This is a genomic window from Winogradskyella flava (assembly GCF_014243395.1).
GTDB lineage: Bacteria > Bacteroidota > Bacteroidia > Flavobacteriales > Flavobacteriaceae > Winogradskyella > Winogradskyella flava.
In genome coordinates this window covers 560,690-580,657 of record NZ_JACLCP010000001.1, presented here as the reverse complement: position 1 = coordinate 580,657, position 19,968 = coordinate 560,690, and the positions used below count along the sequence as shown (strand labels likewise).

Below are 19,968 nucleotides of genomic sequence, written 5' to 3'. Positions count from 1 at the left end.
AAATTTACTACGTTTTAGTGCTAAAATTACGAAATGTTTCTTGAAAATACGGTAAATCATAAAGAACAATTTGGGTGGATTGAGGTGATTTGTGGATCGATGTTCTCTGGTAAGACCGAAGAGCTCATTCGCAGATTGAAGCGCGCAAAATTTGCAAGACAAAAGGTTGAAATTTTTAAGCCAGCTGTTGATGTGCGTTATGATGATGAAATGGTGGTGTCTCATGATGATAATGAAATACGCTCTACTCCTGTGCCCGCAGCAGCAAACATTCCAATATTGGCAGATGATTGTGATGTCGTAGGTATCGACGAAGCCCAATTCTTTGATGATGAAATTGTACGTGTCTGTAATGATCTTGCTAATAAGGGCATTCGAGTTATAGTCGCTGGTTTAGATATGGATTTTAAAGGCAATCCTTTTGGGCCTATGCCTTACCTTATGGCGACGGCTGAATATGTCACCAAAGTACATGCTATTTGCACCAAAACCGGAAATTTAGCCCAATACAGTTATAGAAAGGCCAAGAGTGATGACTTAGTTCTGCTTGGTGAAGTTGACGAATATGAACCCTTAAGCAGAGCAGCCTATTATAAAAGTATGTTGCGAGATAAAGTAAGACAAATGAAAGTGAATGATGCGGAAGAAGTAAATACTAAAGAAACTAAGTCTGATGCCTAAAGCTAAAGAAACTGTTCTTGAAATTGATTTAGGTGCACTTACACATAACTTCAATTATCTAAAATCCAAACTTAAACCAACCACAAAGTTTCTAGCTGTTGTTAAAGCTTTTGCCTACGGAAGCGATTCTATTGAAATTGCCAAACATTTAGAGCACTTAAATGTTGACTATTTTGCAGTCGCTTATACAAAAGAGGGTGTCGTTTTGAGGGATGCTGGAATAAAAACGCCTATACTCGTTTTACATCCTCAGCCAGTAAATTTTAATACTATTATCGAAAGGTGTTTGGAACCAAGTCTATACAATGCTAAAGTTTTAAACGCTTTTATAAAAATAGCAGAAGAGCAATCTCAAGCAAACTATCCTGTTCATATTAAGTTCAATACAGGTTTAAACCGTTTGGGTTTCTGGGAAAATGATGTAGATTACGTAGTCTCAAAACTTAAGACAACAAAGTCCATTAAGGTGAAATCAATCTTTTCTCATTTAGCAGCCAGTGAAGATAAAGATGAAATAGAATTCACTAATAAGCAAATTGAATTTTTTAAATTAATTTCAAAAGCGTTTGAAAATCATATAGGTTCTAAGCCATGGTTGCATTTATGTAATACATCAGGAGTTTTAAACTATTCTGAAGCGCATTTTGATATGGTGCGTTGTGGTATAGGACTTTATGGTTTTGGAAATTCGGCAAAGGAAAATGAAAATCTTTTTCCTGTTGCAAGTCTTAAATCTGTTATCTCACAAATTCATAAGATTGAAAAAGGAGAAACTGTTGGCTACAATAGAGCTTATAAAGCTAAAGGCTTTGAAAAAACAGCTACGATTCCTATTGGCCATGCCGATGGTATTTCAAGGATTTACGGTAATGAAAATGGCTATGTGAAAATTAATGGGTGTAAAGCACCTATAATCGGTAATGTTTGCATGGATATGATCATGGTAAATATTTCTGACATTAATTGTAAAGAGGGAGATGAAGTTATTCTTTTCGATGCAGCCAATAAAGCTTCGGATTTAGCGGAATCTGCAAATACTATCTCCTACGAAATAATCACCTCTATTTCTCAGCGCGTCAAGCGCTCAATCATAAAATAATAGCTCAAATGTTAAAATTTGTGACTTTTTTAACTAAATTAGTGTCTTACTAACGTATTAACTAACTATTTAAAAACACTAAATTATGTTAAAAGAGTTTAAGAATTTTATTATGACCGGCAACGTGATTGATTTCGCAGTTGCAGTAATTATGGCAGGTGCCATAGGTGCGGTAATTAATGGCTTTGTTGCTGATATTGTCATGCCAGTTGTAGGCCACTTTGCTGGTGGTATTGATTTCGCAGACATGAAATATGTATTGGACGCTGCTGTAACAGGTGCCGACGGAGCGGTTGAAAAACCAGAAAATGCTATTATGTATGGTAAGTGGATAAACACTATCATTAGCTTAATAACAGTTGGTTTCGTCATGTTCTTAATTGTTAAGGCTTATAACAAAACTAAAGCTCCAGTAGAAGAGGCTCCAGCAGGACCGTCTGAAATCGATTTATTAACTGAAATCAGAGATTCATTGAAAAAATAAGTTAGCGACACCGCTACGCTACATTTAATTAATAAAACCCAGGCTAATTGTCTGGGTTTTTCTTTTTTCAAAATTCAAAAGTTAAATAATTAACATTTTGTTTTTTATTGTTATAATATTTCTTTTAATAAAAGGCTAGGTATTTTTTTATGTAGCTTTGCCCAAGAATTATTTAAAACTTAAGAAATGAAAGTAGCGATTGTAGGCGCAACAGGTTTGGTGGGTAACGTTATGCTAAAAGTACTCGAAGAGCGTAACTTCCAAATAGATGAATTATTATTAGTGGCGTCTGAGCGTTCAGTTGGTAAAAAAATACATTTCAAAGGAAACGACATTGAGGTCATTAGTATACCAACTGCCATAGAGAAAAGACCAGATATCGCTCTTTTTTCAGCTGGTGGCAGTACATCCTTAGAATGGGCTCCTAAATTTGCTGAAGTTGGAACTACAGTTATTGACAACTCTTCGGCTTGGCGGATGGATTTATCCAAAAAACTGGTTGTTCCAGAAATAAATGCGAATCAACTGTCTAAACAAGACAAGATTATTGCCAACCCAAATTGTTCTACCATACAAATGGTGATGGCTTTGGCGCCTCTTCATAGACAATACAAAATAAAGCGAGTTGTTGTTTCGACCTATCAATCGGTTTCTGGTACTGGTGTAAAAGCTGTTGAGCAACTAGAAAATGAAATTGCTGGTAAAAAAGGTGATATGGCTTATCATTACCCTATTCACAAAAATGCAATACCTCATTGCGATGTGTTTGAAGAAAATGGCTATACCAAGGAAGAAATGAAATTGGTGCGAGAAACTCAAAAAATTCTTGACGATAAAACTATTGCGGTTACTGCAACTGCCGTTAGAATCCCAACAGCTGGCGGCCATAGTGAAGCTGTGAATGTTGAGTTTGAAAATGATTTTGACCTTGGTGATGTTCGGAAACTACTCAGTGAAACAGATGGTGTAACCTTACAAGACAATCTAGACGTTAATGTCTATCCAATGCCCATGTACGCCAATGGAAAGGATGATGTTTTTGTAGGTCGTATTAGACGAGATAGCTCTCAGCCGAATACCTTAAATCTATGGATCGTTAGTGATAATCTTAGAAAAGGTGCCGCAACCAATACAGTTCAAATTGCTGAGTATCTAGTTAAAGAAAGTCTGGTTTAAGGCCTTTTTACAATTTTCTGGTAGTCATAATTTCTTATGTTTCAACTGAAAATTTAATTTTCAGTTGAAATTGCTTCTATCCACATGTTCCATTTTGACCATAAGTTTTAAGAAAATTTGCTGAAATCAATTTTGTTAAATACGTATCTTTGGATTCAATGCTTTTATCTTTCAAAAAACCTAATTATGAAAAAACTACTTCTCATTACAGTTGCACTAAGTATTTTTGTTTCTTGCAAAAATGAAACCGACAAATTGAAGCCTATTATTGTGGATTATCCAGAAACTAAAAAAGTAGACACTATTGACAGCTATTTCGGGCAAGATATTCCTGATCCTTATCGTTGGTTAGAAGATGATAGAAGTGAGGAAACAGAAGCATGGGTAAAATCTCAAAACGAAGTTACTTTTGGGTATTTAGATAACATTCCGTACCGTGAAGAATTAAAAGACCGTTTGACCAAACTTTGGAATTACGAAAAGATTGGCTCTCCATTTAAAGAGGGTGGTTACACTTATTTCTATAAAAATGATGGTCTACAAAATCAGTATGTTATTTATAGATACAAAAATGACGCTGATCCCGATACGGCAGAAGTTTTCCTTGATCCAAATACATTCAAAGAAGATGGGACCATTTCTTTGGGCGGATTAAGCTTTTCTAAAGACGGTAAAACATTGGCTTATTCTATATCTGAAGGAGGAAGTGATTGGAGAAAGATTCTTATTATGAATGCTGAAACCAGAGAAATTGTAGAAGATACTCTAAAGGATATTAAGTTTAGTGGTATGTCTTGGTTTAAAAATGAAGGATTTTACTATTCAAGCTACGATAAGCCAAAAGGAAGCGAGCTTTCTGCTAAAACCGATCAACATAAAGTCTACTATCATAAATTAGGTACACAACAATCCGAAGATCAATTAATTTATGGTGGTACTCCAGAAGAAAAACATCGTTATATCTATGGAGGTGTTACAGAAGATGATCGTTATTTAATCATAACACCAAGAGTATCAACATCGGGTAATAAACTTTATATTAAGGATTTAACTGTACCTAACGCCCCTTTGGTTGAAGTTTTAGGTCATACAGACTCGGACTCTAATATTATAGAAAATGTTGGGTCTAAACTTTTTATAATGACAAATCTTGACGCTCCCAACCGCAGAGTTGTAACCGTTGATGCGTCTAATCCTAGTCCAGAAAACTGGAAAGATTTTATTCCTGAAACTCAAAATGTATTAAGCCCATCTACTGGTGGAGGTTACTTTTTCGCAAACTATATGGTAGATGCAGTTTCAAAGGTTTTGCAATACGACTATAACGGAAAATTGGTAAGAGAAGTTAAACTTCCTGGTGTAGGAAGTGCTGGCGGTTTTGGAGCCAAGAAAGAGGAGAAAGAATTATACTATTCCTTCACAAATTATGTGACACCCGGAAGTATTTACAAATATGATATAGAAGAAGGTGCTTCAGAATTGTATCGTAAACCAAGCATAGATTTTAACCCAGAAGACTACGAAAGTAAACAGGTTTTTTATACGTCTAAAGACGGTACAAAAGTACCTATGATCATAACCCATAAAAAAGGCGTAGAACTTAATGGGAAAAATCCAACCATTCTCTATGGTTATGGTGGTTTTAATATTCCTTTGACGCCTAGTTTTAGCATTGCTAATGCAGTTTGGATGGAACAAGGAGGTATTTATGCTGTTGCCAATCTTCGCGGTGGTGGCGAATACGGAAAAGCATGGCACGATGCTGGTACTAAAATGAAAAAACAAAATGTGTTCGATGACTTTATTGCTGCGGGAGAATATCTTATTGACAATAAATATACATCATCAGATTACCTAGCTATTAGAGGGGGCTCCAATGGTGGTTTATTAGTCGGTGCTACAATGACGCAGCGACCAGATTTAATGAAAGTAGCCTTACCTGCTGTTGGGGTTTTAGACATGTTGCGCTATCATACCTTTACCGCTGGTGCAGGCTGGGCCTATGATTATGGCACAGCTGAAGACAATAAGGAAATGTTTGAATACTTAAAAGGATATTCACCTGTACATAATGTAAAAGAAGGCGTTGAGTATCCAGCAACTTTAGTAACCACTGGAGATCACGACGATAGAGTTGTGCCAGCACACAGTTTTAAATTTGCTGCAGAATTACAAAGTAAGCAAGCAGGTAATAATCCAACGGTGATAAGAATAGAAACAGATGCTGGCCATGGCGCAGGAACTCCAGTAAGTAAAACTATTGAACAATACGCTGACATCTATGGGTTTACACTCTATAATATGGGCTTTGACGTGTTGCCAAGTAAAACAAAAGAAAAAATAAAAGGGTAGTATTCTATAAAATACTAGTGTTAAGAAATATTTACTATTAACCAACTTGTTTTTGTCATTTAACCTTAAATAATGATTATAAACGATTTAATAAAAAAATCATAGTTTTAATCTTATTTTTATCAAAAGGTAGGGAACTGTTGACTTCAACTGTCTTATTAATATTGAACAGGTTGTATGCAAAAAAAATACAATAACAACTTATTTTTTTTCATAGTCTTGCTCGCGTTATCGTGTGGCACAGATGACGGTACAACACCTTTAAATATTGATACTAATCCTGATACTGTTGTGTTATCTCAAAACACAGAGGTAGAAATTTTCATCTTTCAAAATGATGAAAATATTCCTAGGTCAGGAGAGCTTACCTTATCTGAAGCTTCTAACGGAACTGTTTTAGTAAATGACTTCAATAACACACCCAATAATCCTAGTGATGATATCGTAATATACAGCGCAAAGCCAAACTTAACTGGACAAGACACATTTCAATATACCATTTGTGATAATTCTGGTAACTGTAAAACTGAAAATGTTTCGGTTACGATTACGTCATCCTCTATCATCAATCTAAATTTAGACCGTGTCCCTTATCAAACACTTTCAGAATACAATTTTTTTCAAGGTGCTATTAAGGATTTAAGCCCAAACTTTGGCGTACTTCCTTATGCCTTAAATTCAAAGTTGTTTACCGATTATGCTAAGAAAAAACGCTTTGTATGGATGCCTAATAATACTTCGTCGACCTATATTAATGATGATGTTCCTTTAGAATTCCCTATTGGTACGATATTGATAAAGAATTTTTATTATGAAAATGTAATTCCAAACAATCAAACGCAGATTCTTGAGACTCGTTTGATGATAAGAAAAACAGACGGTTGGATATTTGCAAATTATGTTTGGAACAATGCGCAAAATGAAGCTACGCTGGATATGGACGGAAGTTTCGTAAATCTTGAGTGGGAAGAAAATGGCACTATAAATTCTGTGAATTACAGAATACCTGCCGGCCCAGAATGCCATACTTGCCATAAAGTGACGGAAACACCAAAACCTATTGGTCCTAAACCAAGAAATTTAAACCTAGAATATAGCTATAATGATGGTTTAGCCAATCAATTAGATAGGTTGATCGATCAAGGGTATTTAGAAAATTCACTGCCTGTGTCTATTTCTCGTTTACCGGATTATGATGATACTTCTGAACCCTTGGATAAAAGAGTTCGAGCTTATCTAGATGTAAATTGTGCACATTGTCATTCAGATGGGACTCACTGCGATTATCGCCCAATGCGACTAGACTATACTAGTACTCAAGATTTCGGAAATATGGGTGTTTGCATAGAACCAGATACTGATCTTGGTGAAGGTCTTGGAAACATTATAGAGCCTGGCGATGCTCGAAATTCAGTATTACACTTTAGGCTAAATTCCGTAGAGCAATCCTATAGAATGCCACTTATGGGAAGAACACTAAGACATAATGAAGGTGTTGATCTCATTGAACAATGGATAAACAATTTAAATATTGACTGTAACTAAACTAAATACTATGAAAAAAACATTACTAACCGCATTTATCTTTGCTTTTGCAACCTTTATTGTTGAAGCGCAAGTAATAAATGAGCCAGCGAATTGGCCAAGCGTAGACTGGACGCTAACCGGAACTTATGATTTAGATCATCTAGATGCGAATCCGACAATAGCTGGCGGGTCATCTTCATTTTCATTTAATGATGATGATGCTGGAGGTTCTTCAATCAACAATGTAGCTGCCGAATCGCCAACAATAGATATTTCTGCGGCTATTGGTGCTAATGAAACTGATCTTGTGGTCTCATTTCAATACGTTTATAATATTTTTCAATCAGAAACATTAAGTCTGCAGTACTGGGATGCTGATGCTGGCACAAATGGCGAATGGCAAAATTGGGGAAATTTAATTCCAGATAATTCTGATATTGATGATGATTTTTGTATTCCTACACCAGGTGCTTACACAAGTGAAATTCTAAATGTAGCTTCGTTTACAAGCAATCAATTGCAAAATTTTAGATATCGCTTAGCTTATGACGATAACACTTCTTTCGGTTGGGGTTTTTGTATCGACTCCCCCTCACTTACATCTGTTGTTCCTCCTGCTTGTCCAACTATTTCAAATTTAGCTGCGAGCAATGTTACAGCCAATAGCGCACAAATAAACTGGAATATTGGAAGTACAGAAACATCTTGGGAAGTCGCCCTTAGACTTTCTTTTGAAGCACCACCTTCCTCAGGTAACGTAACATCAAATACAACGTTTAACTTCTCTTCCTTGGCACAACAAACAGACTACATTGCCTATGTAAGAGCTGATTGTTTAGTAGATGGTTACAGCGAATGGTCTTCGATTAGTTTTACCACCGGTGAAGATATCTTAAGCTATCCGGTTACATTTACTACTAACCCAATAAATACCTCAGAGACTTATGATATTGCTTTAGTAGATCTTAACGGTGATTTCTTAGATGATGTGGTTTCTGTTGGTTCAACAAATATTAATATTCACTATCAACTAGCTAGTGGAGGCTTTAATGAGGTGGATATTACGACGTCTTCTGCTGACAATTTACCAACATGGAGTTTAGCTGCCGGTGATTTTGACAAGAACGGCTATAACGATCTCTTATATGGTTCTGGTAGTGGTGTAACTTTTATGCAGGCCAATGCAATGGGTACAGCATACACGGAAATTTCTGGATCCGAATATGTGTTCTCACAACGTTCAAACTTTGTGGATATAAATAACGATGGAAATCTCGATGCTTTTGTTTGTCACGATGTACAGGCTAACGTTTATTATATTAATGATGGCTCAGGTGGCTTAACTTTTTACCAAGGTGAAAGCACTGGAGTTGTCCCAAATGGTCTCGGTTTAACACCTGGTGGTGGAAACTACGGAACTGTTTGGATAGACTTTGATAATGACAGAGACATGGACTTATTTATTGCCAAGTGTCGCGGTGGATCCACAACGATAAGTACAAACGAATTGTGGAGAAATGATGGCAATGGTGTATTTGTAAACGTTGCAGATAGCAATGGTTGGTATAATACTAATTACCCTGGAGCGGGCCATAACAATTCTTCAAATCTAGGTGATAATGTGCAAACATGGTCTTCTGCTTGGGCAGATTTTGACAATGATGGAGATATGGATGTGTATGTAGGCGCAAGTAGTACATCAAACGGAAACTCTAAATTAATGCGTAATAACGGTGATGGTACATTTACGGACGTCACTGCCGGTTCTGGAGTACTGGCTGCGCAGCTTGGAATTGAAAATGCTCCAGCAGATTTTGATAACGATGGCTACGTGGATATTCTATCAAATGGTGACATCTTATTCAACAATGGGGACTTAACATTTACAAATTTCTCAACTAATGTGCCTCCAACTGGCGCCATAGGAGATAGCAATAATGATGGGTTTTTAGATGTGTTTCGTAGTGGACAGATTTACGTAAACAACACTAACTCTAACAATTGGATTAAAATTAATACAGTTGGTAATGTGAGTAACGGCAATGGTATTGGCGCTCGTGTGGAGCTGGTAACAGCTTCTGGAACCCAAATAAGAGATGTTAGAAGTGGTGAAGGTTTTGAGTTTATGAGTAGTTTAAATACCCATTTTGGTATTGGATCTGATACTGTAATACAGAGTATAACAATTTATTGGCCATCTGGTATTGTAGATGTTATTCCAAATCCTACTATTAATACAACACATAATATTGTCGAAGGTTCTTTCTTAAGTATTGAAGATGAAACATTGAATGATATGGTTATTTATCCTAATCCAGTCGATGATGTTCTAACCATAGAAACATCAGCCGATTTAACTGATAAAATTGCTACAGTTTTTGATATTAATGGAAAGCGAGTGATTAGCCATAAGTTATACACAAATACACTTGACGTTTCTTATTTAGAAAGTGGTATTTACTTCTTGAGGCTTGAGTCTTACGGAAAAACTATGAAACGTAAATTCATTAAGAGATAAATTCATCTGAAAATGTTTAAAACCGTTTGAGAAATCAAGCGGTTTTTTTATGGTATTTTTGAACTATGCTTGTTATAAAAAATGCTTCTTTTAGTTACACTAGTAATTTGGTTTTAAAGGATATTAGTTTTAATATCAGTACTGGAGCAAACCTTGCCATTATTGGCGAAAGTGGATCTGGCAAAAGCACCCTTTTAAAACTCATTTATGGTGAATACGATTTAGACCAAGGTGAAATTTTTTGGAAAGACACCCAAATTCTCGGACCAAAACATAACCTCGTCGTTGGCTATGATTTTATGAAATATGTATCTCAGGAATTCGATTTGATGCCCTACATTTCAGTCGAAGAAAACATAGGTAAGCACTTATCACGTTTTTATCCAGAAGAAAAAGCGCAACGGACTACAGAACTCCTAAAAGTTGTTGAACTTGAAACTTTTTCTAAAACTAAAGTCAAAAATTTGAGTGGTGGTCAAAAACAGCGTGTCGCCATAGCCAGAGCTTTAGCCAAACAACCTGAAATTTTATTATTGGACGAACCGTTTAGCCACATCGACAACTTTAAAAAGCAATCATTGAGACGCAGCGTATTTAAGCATCTTAAAGAGCAAAACATAACTTGTGTGGTGGCGAGTCACGACAAAAATGATGTACTTGGATTTGCAGACCAAATGATTGTGCTTCACGATAAAAGAATTATTGCCAAAGACACACCTCAAAACTTATATAAACATCCTAAACTTCCCTTGGTAGCGTCTTTTTTTGAAGAGTTTTCTATTATTGATGACCAAATCTACTATGCACATCAGCTCAAGATTGTAGAGCGTTCAGATTTAAAAGCTATTGTCAAGCAATGTTATTTTAATGGAAATTCTTGGTTAATAGAAGCTAAGTATAATTCAGATTTCATTTTTATTGAACATAAAGATTCGCTTGAAATAGCATCCGAAATATACCTTAAGATTGAAAGGTAATTTTTACTTATCAAACTTCTTCAACAAAGCCGGTAGATAAAAAATATCCGTAATCAAGGCAATAGCTACCGTAACAGCACAAAGCAATCCAAAATCCTTAACTGATGGTGTAGCGCTAGAGGCTATAATTAAAAACCCTCCAACCAATGCAATGGTCGTAGATATTAATGCACTGCCCGTATAGTGCATAGCATTATTCATACGATCATTTGGAGAACCTGTAATGTATTTGCTTCGTCTGTATTTATGTACAAGATGAATGGTATCATCCATGGCTATACCCAACATGATTGGTGTAATCATGGCTGTGGTGACATCCAATGGAATATCCAATAAACTCATAAAAATAGCCAAGATAGCCAGTGGCAAAATATTTGGAACTAATACCAAAATGGTTGTTCTCAGATTTTTTATGAAAATCCAAAGGCATAGAAATGCCACAAAAAATGCAGCGAAAAAGGATTTGAATTGAGTCTCTAATATGAAGTTGTTTAATTGTGAAAATACCACCGCAAATCCATTGATTTTTAAGTTATAGTCATTTGTATCAAATGTAGATTCAAAGGCTTTCTTAATCTCATCAAGAACTTGCTCTAGTTCAGAGGTTCTCATTTCCATAAGTGTCAACGTAAAACCTGCTGTAGATAAATCTTCAGAGAATAATTTAAAGAAACTATTCTCACTGGCATCCACATCCTCTAATGTACTTTTGAGCTTGGTTTCAGATACATTCGACTGAAACAACACGGGAGTTCGTTTTTCTAAAAAGGATTTGATCGTTACTACCGAAACGGGATTGGAAATTAAGGGATTACTCTCAAGATTATTCTGAAAGACTTCTAATTTACTAATCGCCTCTTTACTTATAATTACGCTACCATCATTAGTGGCAATATTTAATTGTAACCGATTGCTACCACCAAGCTCAACTTCTACTGCTCTAAGATCTTGCTTCGCTTTTCCTTCGGCCAATAGATCACGAGAGTTTGTATCGATCTTCACCTGAAAGATGGAATAGATTCCAAATAACAGCACTGCTGTAAATGATATTATCAAAGTGTTCTTATATTGACTTGTAAAGCCATTTAGCCAAGTAATAAAATTGGTTTGAGAATAGGTCTTAAAACTTAAAATTGGTTTGGCTTCTTTAAAGTTTAAATTCATGAAACTAAAACCAATAATGGTAATAAGATATACCAATAAAAAACTGAACACCAACCCAATGCAAGTAAAAACTCCCATATTTTTAAATGCGGGCAATGGCGATAGGTAGAGTGCAAAATACCCAACAAGAGTCGTTAATGTTGTATAGAAGCATGGCGTTAAACTTTTCCGAATAGCAATCGCCAATAAATCTACTTTAGACATTGATCCGTTTGCAAGGCCCTCTTTATGATAGATGTTTATAATGTGAACGGCATCACTAACACTATACACCATTAGAATCGTTGGGATAAGCATGGAAATCATATTCAATGCAAATCCTAATGATGTTATTAAGCCAAACAGTAAACTAACAGGCACTGCAACAGAAATAAGTGCTATAAGTAAATATCGTTTACTCGGCAATAAGAATAACAGTAAAACCGTAATTACTAAAACCGTAAGAATCCCAAATATTAAACTCTCTTTGTAAATCCCTTTACTGTAAGCTTCATTCAACACTGGCGGACCTGTTAGAAAGTAATCTGAATAAGTTTGGTCAATCACACTTTTAATCTCTACAGCAATGTCCTGACGATCTTCCTCAATAGTAGGTGTGGGTTGCATTTGGATATAAAACAATTGATTTTTATAATCCTTAGTCACCAATTGGGATGTGATGTTTTCCAGTTTCGAAAACAAGCTTTTTAAACCTTTTTCACTACGTCTTGAATTGTATAGGTCATCAAATCTTATATTGCCGTTTGCATAGAGAGGATATTTAGCTTTGGCAAGACTAAAGGTTGTTTTAACATATGGCAAAGCTTCTACAGATTGATGTAGTTCATGTAACTTGTTCACTTCTGCTTCACCTATAGCATTTGCAACAGGAAGCATGGCAATAAAAATCTCATCAGACCCAAAGTTTTCTTGAAAATCGATATAAGCTTTGTAGCTAGGATCATCTTCCAAAAACCAAATGGACAATGAATTGTCTACACTAAGCTTGTTAAGCGTTTGATGACCTGAGAGTGCCATTAAAACGGCAAGAACTGCAATAATTGCAATTCTAAACTTTATGATAATTGGTATCAGCCGTTTCAATCGTTTCATAATTATCCTATTGCATAAGCTCCATAACAACCATGATGTGTTAGGCTTACATTTAATGCTTCTCTCCCATTGTATAATGTAGGAACACCGAATTCATTCTTCTTCAAATGATGCAATCTACCAACGAATTCCATAAGTCTTGATTTTAATTCTTTGCTCTGTTTATTATAATCAGCAGTTGTAAATTTCATAATTTCAGAAGTCAGCTTTTGGTGCTCTAAATGCGCTTCAGAAATGATATAGTTTGATGTGATTTTAGTCTGGACAAAACATTTAAAAGCCTTGAATTCAATAACGCCTGAATTATCACTAATACTGCACTCAAACCCTTTTGGATTATAAAAGCGACTTGGGTTTGTTTGGATGAAGAGCTTATAAGCAGCTTCTTTCATACTCCATAAGCGCCAAACCATTACAAAGGGATTTTCAGAATTATGAATCAATTGCTTTTCGCTGATCGTAAAAAGTTTATCTAACCATCTTGGACGTTGCCAATTCGAAGCTTTTTCTGCTTCTTTTAGATCAACAATGTCATTGCCAACCACTACGCTTCCAATTTAGAATTTACAATTGCCATAGCAGATTTCACATCTAGCATTTGCTCCATATCCTCGTTTTCTAAGCGAATATCAAACTCGTCTTCAATGTCTAATATAATATCGACCAGATTAGCCGAGTTTATTTTTAGGTCCTTTACAAAATCTGTGTCTTCTGACAGGTCTTTGAAAGCCTCCTCATCTTGAATATAAGGTGCAATAATAGTTTTTAATTTGGCAATTAATTCGTCCTTTTTCATAGTGCAATTTTGAAATGTAAAGTTAAGTCATAAATCGCTTAAATAAAATAAAGGTTAATATCAGTTCGAGTGATTTTCAATTTCATGAAATTGAAAATAGTATCGAGAACCTTTTGTGCATAACATCTCGATACATTTTTCTTCGTTCCTCAGAAAAACACTCGATGTGACAAAAAATATTATTCTTTAAATCGCTTAAAAATCACACAGGCATTAACATCACCAAACCCAAAACTCGCCTTAGCAATAACATCAAACTTCATGTCAATTTTTTCTGTTGGAATACAACTTGAATCTATCAAATTTTCAATATCTGGATGTAAATCTTCACAGTTACCATTCGGCGCAATAAATTGCTCCTTAAGTTGAATAACACTTGCCACACATTCAATGGCGCCAGCGGCAGCCAAACAATGACCAATAAGTGATTTGGTGGAATTTATATAAGGAAAATCACTATGTTCTCTCTCTAAAGCCTTAGTCCAATTCTCAATTTCAAGAGTATCTTTAGAGGTAGCCGTAAGATGACCATTAATGACATCGATCTCATTTGAGTCTATTTCTGAATTCTTCAAAGCATTTTTAATGCATCGTTTTACTACCTCGGGATTGGGAGCAGTTAGTGTTCCACCTTGGCGTTGTCCTCCGGAATTAACTTCTCCTCCTAAAACCTCAGCATAAATTGTTGCACCACGGGCTAATGCACTTTCTAAAGATTCTAAAACCAAAGCGCCTGCACCACTTCCGGGCACAAAACCTGATGCAGAAGTACTCATTGGGCGCGATCCATTTTCAGGATTATCATTGTGTTTATAGGTCATGACACGCATGGCATCAAAGCCTCCCCAAACATATGGACCGTGATCACTACAACTGCCTACCAACATCCGTTTTGCTTTTCCGTACTTGATTCGGTCGTAGCCCATTAATACAGCTTCAGTTCCTGTGGTGCATGCTGAAGAATTTGTGGTCACCTGATTGCCCAAACCCAACATACCACTTAGATACGCACTGACGCCACTTGCCATGGTTTGTAATACAACCGTACTGCCTAAACGTCTGACATTACCGTCATCCAACTTATAAATAGCTTCACGAAATTTCTCAACACCAGACGTACCTGTTCCGAAAATGAGTCCTGTATCGTAATCTAATTCACTTTCTGGATTCGTATCAAAACCAGCGTCTTTCCATGCATCAATGCCTGCTATACAACCATACAAGATACCTGAACTATTAAATCCTCTTAACTGTAAATCCGTAAAATATTTTGACTTTAATTCATCTGAAACATTGGGTATACCTCCAATCTGACAAGAGAAGTTCAAGTCGGCTAATTCTTGATGAAAAGTAATTCCAGATGTTCCGCTTTTTAGTGCATCTGTAAATTGAGGAACACCTACACCATTTGGTGCAACTACGCCTAATCCTGTTATGACGACTCTATTTTTCATGTTTTCATCATTCCTGAAATTAGACCTCTTGCTACCAATTCTCCTTTTTCATTTAGCATTTTCACTTTACACTTCAGTTTGTTAAAACGAAAAACTTCCTTTTCAGAAATCACCATGACTTTTTCTTCAGGCAAAACCGGTAAATAAAAATCCATTTCGTGTGAGGTTAAGGCAATTTGTGGGTTGGAGTTTTCTTTAAACTCATCTTTCGATAAATATATGCCCAAGCACACCAAGCCTATTTGCGCCATACATTCTGTAAGAATTACACCTGGTGTCAATGGATTGTTTTTAAAGTGACCATCGTAAAAAGGTTCATCTGACTTAAATTTATAATACCCAGTTATTCCATCTTCTGAAATAGCATCAATACCATCCACAAACAGAAATGGTTTTTGGTAGGGTAATAGTGCTATGATTTCCGATGTGGTCATTCTAACTTAAATGTTCTCCTCCATCTACTGGAATTATTGTTCCTGTTATCCAGGATGCTTCATCTTTACTTAATAAATATACAGCGTTCGCTACGTCTTCTGGCAAGGTCAAACGCTTATTAGGATTTCGTTGCAATGTATATTTTATAATCTGATCACTTCCTGGAATCATACGCAAAGATGATGTGTCTGTTACACCTGCTTGAATGCAATTCGCCTTAATACCATATGGTGCAAATTCTAAGGCAATGTTTCTAGTAATGGCCTCGAGTGTAACTTTCGCTGCAGAAACTGCCGCGTAATTTTGCCATGCTTTGCTATTGCCCTCACTTGTGAAACTTATAATTCTTGAGTCTTCCCTAAATAAATCAGCTTCGTAAAGCGCTTTGGTCCAATTGTACAGACTGATGCTCATAGCGCTAATGGTTAACGCAAAATCGTCATGCTTTAAAACTGATTTTTCGGTTGAAACCATTGGTTTTAAGTTTCCCTTAGCAACGCTATGTACTAGAATTCTTATTTTTTGTTCTTTACCAAATTCAGCTTTTAGCGTTTCAATAACCGCTTTAATCTTTTCAGGTTTAAAAGCGTCGGTATTAAAGGATTTGAACTCCACATTTTCTCGTTTGATTATTTCAAATTCATTTTGAATCATTTCCTCTTGCATTCTGGAGTTACGATGGACGATGCAGATATTCATCCCATGTTTGGCTAGTTTTTTTGCTGTCGCCAAACCAAGACCGCTACTGCCTCCCAGTATTAAAGCCCAGTAATTTTTATCTTTAAATTCTTTCATATCACCACTCTAATAATATTCTCTGCGCTGAAAATCCAGGTCCAAAACTCAACATAATGCCTTTGTTGCCTTTAGGTAAATTTCTATCCAAAAAGCGCTCTAAAACATAAAGTACTGTAGCGCTACTCATGTTCCCGTATAAGCGTAATACTTCTTTTGTATCATCAATGTTCTTACCTAAATCGCCAAATAAGTCCTCAACGGTTTGAACAATTTTTTTGCCTCCGGGATGAAACACTAAGTGATCAATATCGGCAATGGTTAAATCATTCTTTTCTAAAAATGGATGAATAATATTAGGAAAATGATCTGCTATGGTCTGAGGTACTGACTGATCTAAAACCATTTGTAAACCTGTATTCCTTAATTTAAATCCCATCATATGTTCTGCATCGTAAAAGTGGTACATGGCTTCGTCCTTAATTTCGGGACCAACCTCATCTTCATAAGATGATAAAATAACACTTGCGCAACCATCACCAAAGATAGCAGCGCTTACGATATTTACCATGGAATAATCATCGAGCTGGAACGTAGCCGTTGGTGATTCTACAGCAATGACCACTGCACGTTTATTAGGATTCGCTTTCAAAAAGTTCTTTGCATACAAAATTCCTGAAACTCCAGCTGCACACCCCATTTCAGTAACTGGTAAACGCACAATATCCTGCTTTAGCTTAAGGCGATTTATTAAGTAAGCGTCTAATGATGGAATCATAATACCTGTGCAGCTTACAGTAATGATATAATCTAAATCTGTTGGTTCTAGACTGGCCTTATCTAACGCTTTTAGTAGACTTTTTTCTGCGAGTTTTACGGATTCTCGTATGTAAATATCATTTTTTTCTTCAAATGATGTTTTTAAAAATACCTCTTCAGCATCCATTATGGAATAGCGCTTATCAACAGCAGCATTTTCGAAAATCTTCAGAACCTTTCGCTTAAAACGCTCTTCTTGTCCTTCGAGCCAAAGTTCGACATAAGGAAGAATGTCTTTGGTTTCTCTGGTGTATTTTGGAAGTTGCTTTGCAACCGATGTAATTCTTACTGCCATTTAGGTTTTAATTAGCCATTGGTAGCGGAATGCCCATTTCCAACGAATTTGTGATTTAAGGTTGAGTTGTTCTGAAATGCTTTCTAATTCCTCACGTTTAAATGCTCTTAAAATTGAGGTCAAACCATCTTGTACTATCATATGGTTTGAAATTACCAAACCCAATAATTTAAATAAGCCATAAGCCATTTTATTACGGTGTAAATCATTTATAACGATGCCTAGCTTAGATTTTGCAGTTAGTTTTTTTAAAAGTGTATGGATTTCATTTTGATTAAAATGATGCAAAAACAAGGTAGACAACACCATGTCATAGTCTAAATTTTCAAAGTCTTTAGAAAAAATATCTAGGTTTTTAAACGTTAGTTCGCCATAGTCTTTTGATAATTCGTTGGCATATTTAATAGCGTCTTGGTTAGCATCAATCCCAATAAGATGAAATGAATAATTATGATGTCTTCCATAATCTGCTATTAGTCTTAATATGTCACCATGACCACAACCCAAGTCTATAATGGTATACGCTTTATCTTTTGGTTGGTCTTTAAGTAATTCTTTTAGCCCATTTAATGTGACGTGATTTCCACCAAGCCATTTATTGATTTGGCCCAGTTTATCTAAAGTATCACGAAGCAATTCGCCCTTCATGGAAAAATCGTCCATGATTTCTGTCGCAGTGCTCCTGTATGTGGTATCAACAAACAAACTCATCAAATCTCTATTGGTTTTCCGTGTGTCATTGTTATAATTAGTGGCACTAAAAATGGTAACTTTCTTAAAGTTACTAGTAATTTTGGCGCCAACCAATCTTGCCTGAATAAATAGGCAATAGTACGGCCAACTTTTAACCTGAAGCTGAAAGCTTTATTCCAGCTTTTGCTATACTTACGTTCTAATTCTACTCGCGTTTTTATTTCCTTTTGAAGATAGTCAATAATGAGTTCAGATGCTAATTGCGCACTTCTTATAGCCATTCCCATACCATTTCCACAGAGTGGATGAATCATTCCCGCAGAATCACCACACATTATCATATGGTTCTCAATAGGGTTTTTAGTTTCAAAGGAAATTTGACTGATGGTTAGTGGTTTTACAAATTCAGGATTTGACTTCTGAAACATATTCTTTAATGCTGAATTCTTAAAGAGCACTTCCTCTTGAAATGTTTCAATATCCTTATATCTTTTAAATGCGTCATAATTGGTGATGTAACATAAGTTAATATGATTATTCTCCACTTTAGACACTCCACAATAACCACCTTTAAAATTGTGAAGCGCTACTTTATCTTCAGGGAAATTACCTGATACATGAATTTTCACGCCTAGGTAGGGCGATTTTTTGGCAATGAATCGGCGTTGAAATTTAACATCTAAACTCGATCGTTTTCCAAAAGCACCAACAGTAATTTTTGAAGTAAAACGTTGATTTGATTTGGTTTGAATATGAAATTGATCATCTTCAAATGTTACATCAACAACAGAATCCTGTGTAACTAGAACACCCTGCCTTATTGCCAATTGATAAAGCTGAAAATCCATTTCATATCGGCTCATTCCGAATCCGCCTAACGGTAGCTCTGCTTCAATCTTTTTGTTGTTATGTGTGGTTAATTCAAATTTTGAGATTTTTTTCGCCCCAAAATCGAAAGGATTAAAACCTAAAAAATTCAAATAAGGCAGTACCTCGTTCGACACGTATTCACCACAAACTTTATGTTTTGGATAACTGTTTTTTTCGATTAATAAGACTCTAATATTACATTGTGATAAGTGAATAGCGCTCGTTAAGCCAGCAAGTCCACCACCGATAATTATAACATCAAAGTGTTGTTGTTGCATTACAGTTTTTGGTAATGGGTGACATAGATTTTCACCGTTTTGCTCATTACAAAACTACCTCCGCCAACATCAAAGTCGCGGCGATTAATTTCGAAGTCAGAAGTGATTTTATGGCCACCATCGACTTTTTGAATCATAACAGGAATAGTAATGCTTTTTGTTTTTCCCTTAATGGAAAGGGTTGCTTTTACGCTATATTTTGATGGAGAGGTCTTAGCAATTGAAGTACTTTTTAGTGTGATATACTTATGCTTTTCTACATGAAAGTAATCCTCCTCCAAAAGATGTTCGTCTCTACTATCGATTCCTGTTTCAATTGAAGATGCTGTGATTTTTCCTGAAATAGTCTTTAGCTCTGCATTAGAGCCTAATTCAACATTAATTACAAAAGTGTTAAAATGTCCATCGACGGTAATACCAACATTTTTTATTTCGAAATCTACGGAAGATTTTTGAGCAAAACCTGTGAGAGACAAACACAGCAGAAATACAACAACAAATCGTATTTTCATAACTAATTTTT

The 19,968-nt window shown here is 35.8% G+C and carries 18 protein-coding genes; 8 read left to right on the top strand and 10 right to left on the bottom strand.

Going from position 1 to position 19,968, the window contains the following annotated elements; all coding sequences use genetic code 11:
• Nucleotides 1-33: 33 nt before the first annotated feature.
• The 8 genes from H7F21_RS02565 (at nt 34) to H7F21_RS02530 (ending at nt 10,814) form a co-directional block, all read left to right on the top strand.
• Nucleotides 34-681, top strand: a complete 648-nt coding sequence (locus tag H7F21_RS02565) for a thymidine kinase (protein ID WP_185787665.1) — start codon at nt 34-36, stop codon at nt 679-681.
• A complete protein-coding gene (gene alr, locus H7F21_RS02560) occupies nt 674-1,780 on the top strand; it encodes an alanine racemase (protein ID WP_185787664.1) in 1,107 nt (368 codons plus the stop codon). Before H7F21_RS02565 ends, alr begins: the two co-directional genes overlap by 8 nt.
• An 85-nt stretch (nt 1,781-1,865) precedes the next feature.
• Nucleotides 1,866-2,264 (top strand): large conductance mechanosensitive channel protein MscL, encoded by a 399-nt coding sequence (gene mscL, locus H7F21_RS02555; RefSeq protein ID WP_185787663.1) that lies wholly within the window; start codon nt 1,866-1,868, stop codon nt 2,262-2,264.
• A 186-nt stretch (nt 2,265-2,450) separates the two neighbouring features.
• On the top strand, nt 2,451-3,440 hold the full coding sequence (locus H7F21_RS02550) for an aspartate-semialdehyde dehydrogenase (protein ID WP_185787662.1): 990 nt from the start codon (nt 2,451-2,453) through the stop codon (nt 3,438-3,440).
• Nucleotides 3,441-3,626: 186 nt separating this feature from the next.
• Complete coding sequence (locus tag H7F21_RS02545; protein ID WP_185787661.1) at nt 3,627-5,792, top strand: prolyl oligopeptidase family serine peptidase; 2,166 nt, start codon at nt 3,627-3,629, stop codon at nt 5,790-5,792.
• Nucleotides 5,793-5,969: 177 nt separating this feature from the next.
• Nucleotides 5,970-7,337, top strand: a complete 1,368-nt coding sequence (locus H7F21_RS02540) for an Ig-like domain-containing protein (RefSeq protein ID WP_246431401.1) — start codon at nt 5,970-5,972, stop codon at nt 7,335-7,337.
• A 10-nt stretch (nt 7,338-7,347) separates the two neighbouring features.
• Nucleotides 7,348-9,837, top strand: a complete 2,490-nt coding sequence (locus tag H7F21_RS02535; RefSeq protein WP_185787660.1) for an FG-GAP-like repeat-containing protein — start codon at nt 7,348-7,350, stop codon at nt 9,835-9,837.
• A gap of 65 nt (nt 9,838-9,902) precedes the next feature.
• Nucleotides 9,903-10,814, top strand: a complete 912-nt coding sequence (locus tag H7F21_RS02530; protein ID WP_185787659.1) for an ABC transporter ATP-binding protein — start codon at nt 9,903-9,905, stop codon at nt 10,812-10,814.
• A 3-nt stretch (nt 10,815-10,817) separates the two neighbouring features.
• Here the strand turns inward: H7F21_RS02530 and H7F21_RS02525 are convergent, their stop codons facing one another.
• From H7F21_RS02525 to H7F21_RS02480, 10 genes are all read right to left on the bottom strand, one after another.
• Nucleotides 10,818-13,070 carry an efflux RND transporter permease subunit gene (locus H7F21_RS02525; protein ID WP_185787658.1) on the bottom strand — a complete coding sequence of 751 codons (2,253 nt, stop codon included), beginning with the start codon at nt 13,068-13,070 and terminating at the stop codon, nt 10,818-10,820.
• Nucleotides 13,071-13,072: 2 nt separating this feature from the next.
• The gene (locus tag H7F21_RS02520; protein WP_185787657.1) at nt 13,073-13,615 is read right to left on the bottom strand and encodes a 4'-phosphopantetheinyl transferase superfamily protein; all 543 of its coding nucleotides are present in this window, start codon (nt 13,613-13,615) and stop codon (nt 13,073-13,075) included.
• Nucleotides 13,615-13,866 (bottom strand): acyl carrier protein, encoded by a 252-nt coding sequence (locus tag H7F21_RS02515; RefSeq protein WP_185787656.1) that lies wholly within the window; start codon nt 13,864-13,866, stop codon nt 13,615-13,617. Before H7F21_RS02515 ends, H7F21_RS02520 begins: the two co-directional genes overlap by 1 nt.
• A gap of 179 nt (nt 13,867-14,045) precedes the next feature.
• On the bottom strand, nt 14,046-15,320 hold the full coding sequence (locus H7F21_RS02510) for a beta-ketoacyl-[acyl-carrier-protein] synthase family protein (RefSeq protein WP_185787655.1): 1,275 nt from the start codon (nt 15,318-15,320) through the stop codon (nt 14,046-14,048).
• Nucleotides 15,317-15,754, bottom strand: coding sequence for a 3-hydroxyacyl-ACP dehydratase FabZ family protein (locus tag H7F21_RS02505; protein WP_185787654.1), 438 nt, complete (start codon nt 15,752-15,754; stop codon nt 15,317-15,319). Before H7F21_RS02505 ends, H7F21_RS02510 begins: the two co-directional genes overlap by 4 nt.
• Nucleotide 15,755: 1 nt before the next feature.
• Nucleotides 15,756-16,550 (bottom strand): enoyl-ACP reductase FabI, encoded by a 795-nt coding sequence (locus H7F21_RS02500; RefSeq protein ID WP_185787653.1) that lies wholly within the window; start codon nt 16,548-16,550, stop codon nt 15,756-15,758.
• 1 nt (nt 16,551) lies between these two features.
• Entirely contained in the window at nt 16,552-17,604 is a 1,053-nt protein-coding gene (locus H7F21_RS02495; protein ID WP_185787652.1) for a type III polyketide synthase, read from the bottom strand.
• Nucleotides 17,605-18,315 carry a methyltransferase domain-containing protein gene (locus H7F21_RS02490; protein ID WP_185787651.1) on the bottom strand — a complete coding sequence of 237 codons (711 nt, stop codon included), beginning with the start codon at nt 18,313-18,315 and terminating at the stop codon, nt 17,605-17,607.
• Complete coding sequence (locus H7F21_RS02485; RefSeq protein ID WP_185787650.1) at nt 18,315-19,445, bottom strand: NAD(P)/FAD-dependent oxidoreductase; 1,131 nt, start codon at nt 19,443-19,445, stop codon at nt 18,315-18,317. Before H7F21_RS02485 ends, H7F21_RS02490 begins: the two co-directional genes overlap by 1 nt.
• The gene (locus tag H7F21_RS02480) at nt 19,445-19,957 is read right to left on the bottom strand and encodes a YceI family protein (RefSeq protein WP_185787649.1); all 513 of its coding nucleotides are present in this window, start codon (nt 19,955-19,957) and stop codon (nt 19,445-19,447) included. The genes H7F21_RS02485 and H7F21_RS02480 overlap by 1 nt, the downstream gene beginning before the upstream one ends.
• Nucleotides 19,958-19,968: the final 11 nt, after the last annotated feature.

Bases quoted from the DNA above. Each gene is read 5' to 3' on its own strand.
- H7F21_RS02565 (WP_185787665.1), top strand. From the start codon at position 34: ATGTTTCTTGAAAATACGGTAAATCATAAAGAACAATTTGGGTGGATT.
- alr (WP_185787664.1), top strand. From the start codon at position 674: ATGCCTAAAGCTAAAGAAACTGTTCTTGAAATTGATTTAGGTGCACTT.
- mscL (WP_185787663.1), top strand. From the start codon at position 1,866: ATGTTAAAAGAGTTTAAGAATTTTATTATGACCGGCAACGTGATTGAT.
- H7F21_RS02550 (WP_185787662.1), top strand. From the start codon at position 2,451: ATGAAAGTAGCGATTGTAGGCGCAACAGGTTTGGTGGGTAACGTTATG.
- H7F21_RS02545 (WP_185787661.1), top strand. From the start codon at position 3,627: ATGAAAAAACTACTTCTCATTACAGTTGCACTAAGTATTTTTGTTTCT.
- H7F21_RS02540 (WP_246431401.1), top strand. From the start codon at position 5,970: ATGCAAAAAAAATACAATAACAACTTATTTTTTTTCATAGTCTTGCTC.
- H7F21_RS02535 (WP_185787660.1), top strand. From the start codon at position 7,348: ATGAAAAAAACATTACTAACCGCATTTATCTTTGCTTTTGCAACCTTT.
- H7F21_RS02530 (WP_185787659.1), top strand. From the start codon at position 9,903: ATGCTTGTTATAAAAAATGCTTCTTTTAGTTACACTAGTAATTTGGTT.
- H7F21_RS02525 (WP_185787658.1), bottom strand. From the start codon at position 13,070: ATGAAACGATTGAAACGGCTGATACCAATTATCATAAAGTTTAGAATT.
- H7F21_RS02515 (WP_185787656.1), bottom strand. From the start codon at position 13,866: ATGAAAAAGGACGAATTAATTGCCAAATTAAAAACTATTATTGCACCT.
- H7F21_RS02510 (WP_185787655.1), bottom strand. From the start codon at position 15,320: ATGAAAAATAGAGTCGTCATAACAGGATTAGGCGTAGTTGCACCAAAT.
- H7F21_RS02505 (WP_185787654.1), bottom strand. From the start codon at position 15,754: ATGACCACATCGGAAATCATAGCACTATTACCCTACCAAAAACCATTT.
- H7F21_RS02500 (WP_185787653.1), bottom strand. From the start codon at position 16,550: ATGAAAGAATTTAAAGATAAAAATTACTGGGCTTTAATACTGGGAGGC.
- H7F21_RS02495 (WP_185787652.1), bottom strand. From the start codon at position 17,604: ATGGCAGTAAGAATTACATCGGTTGCAAAGCAACTTCCAAAATACACC.
- H7F21_RS02490 (WP_185787651.1), bottom strand. From the start codon at position 18,315: ATGAGTTTGTTTGTTGATACCACATACAGGAGCACTGCGACAGAAATC.
- H7F21_RS02485 (WP_185787650.1), bottom strand. From the start codon at position 19,445: ATGCAACAACAACACTTTGATGTTATAATTATCGGTGGTGGACTTGCT.
- H7F21_RS02480 (WP_185787649.1), bottom strand. From the start codon at position 19,957: ATGAAAATACGATTTGTTGTTGTATTTCTGCTGTGTTTGTCTCTCACA.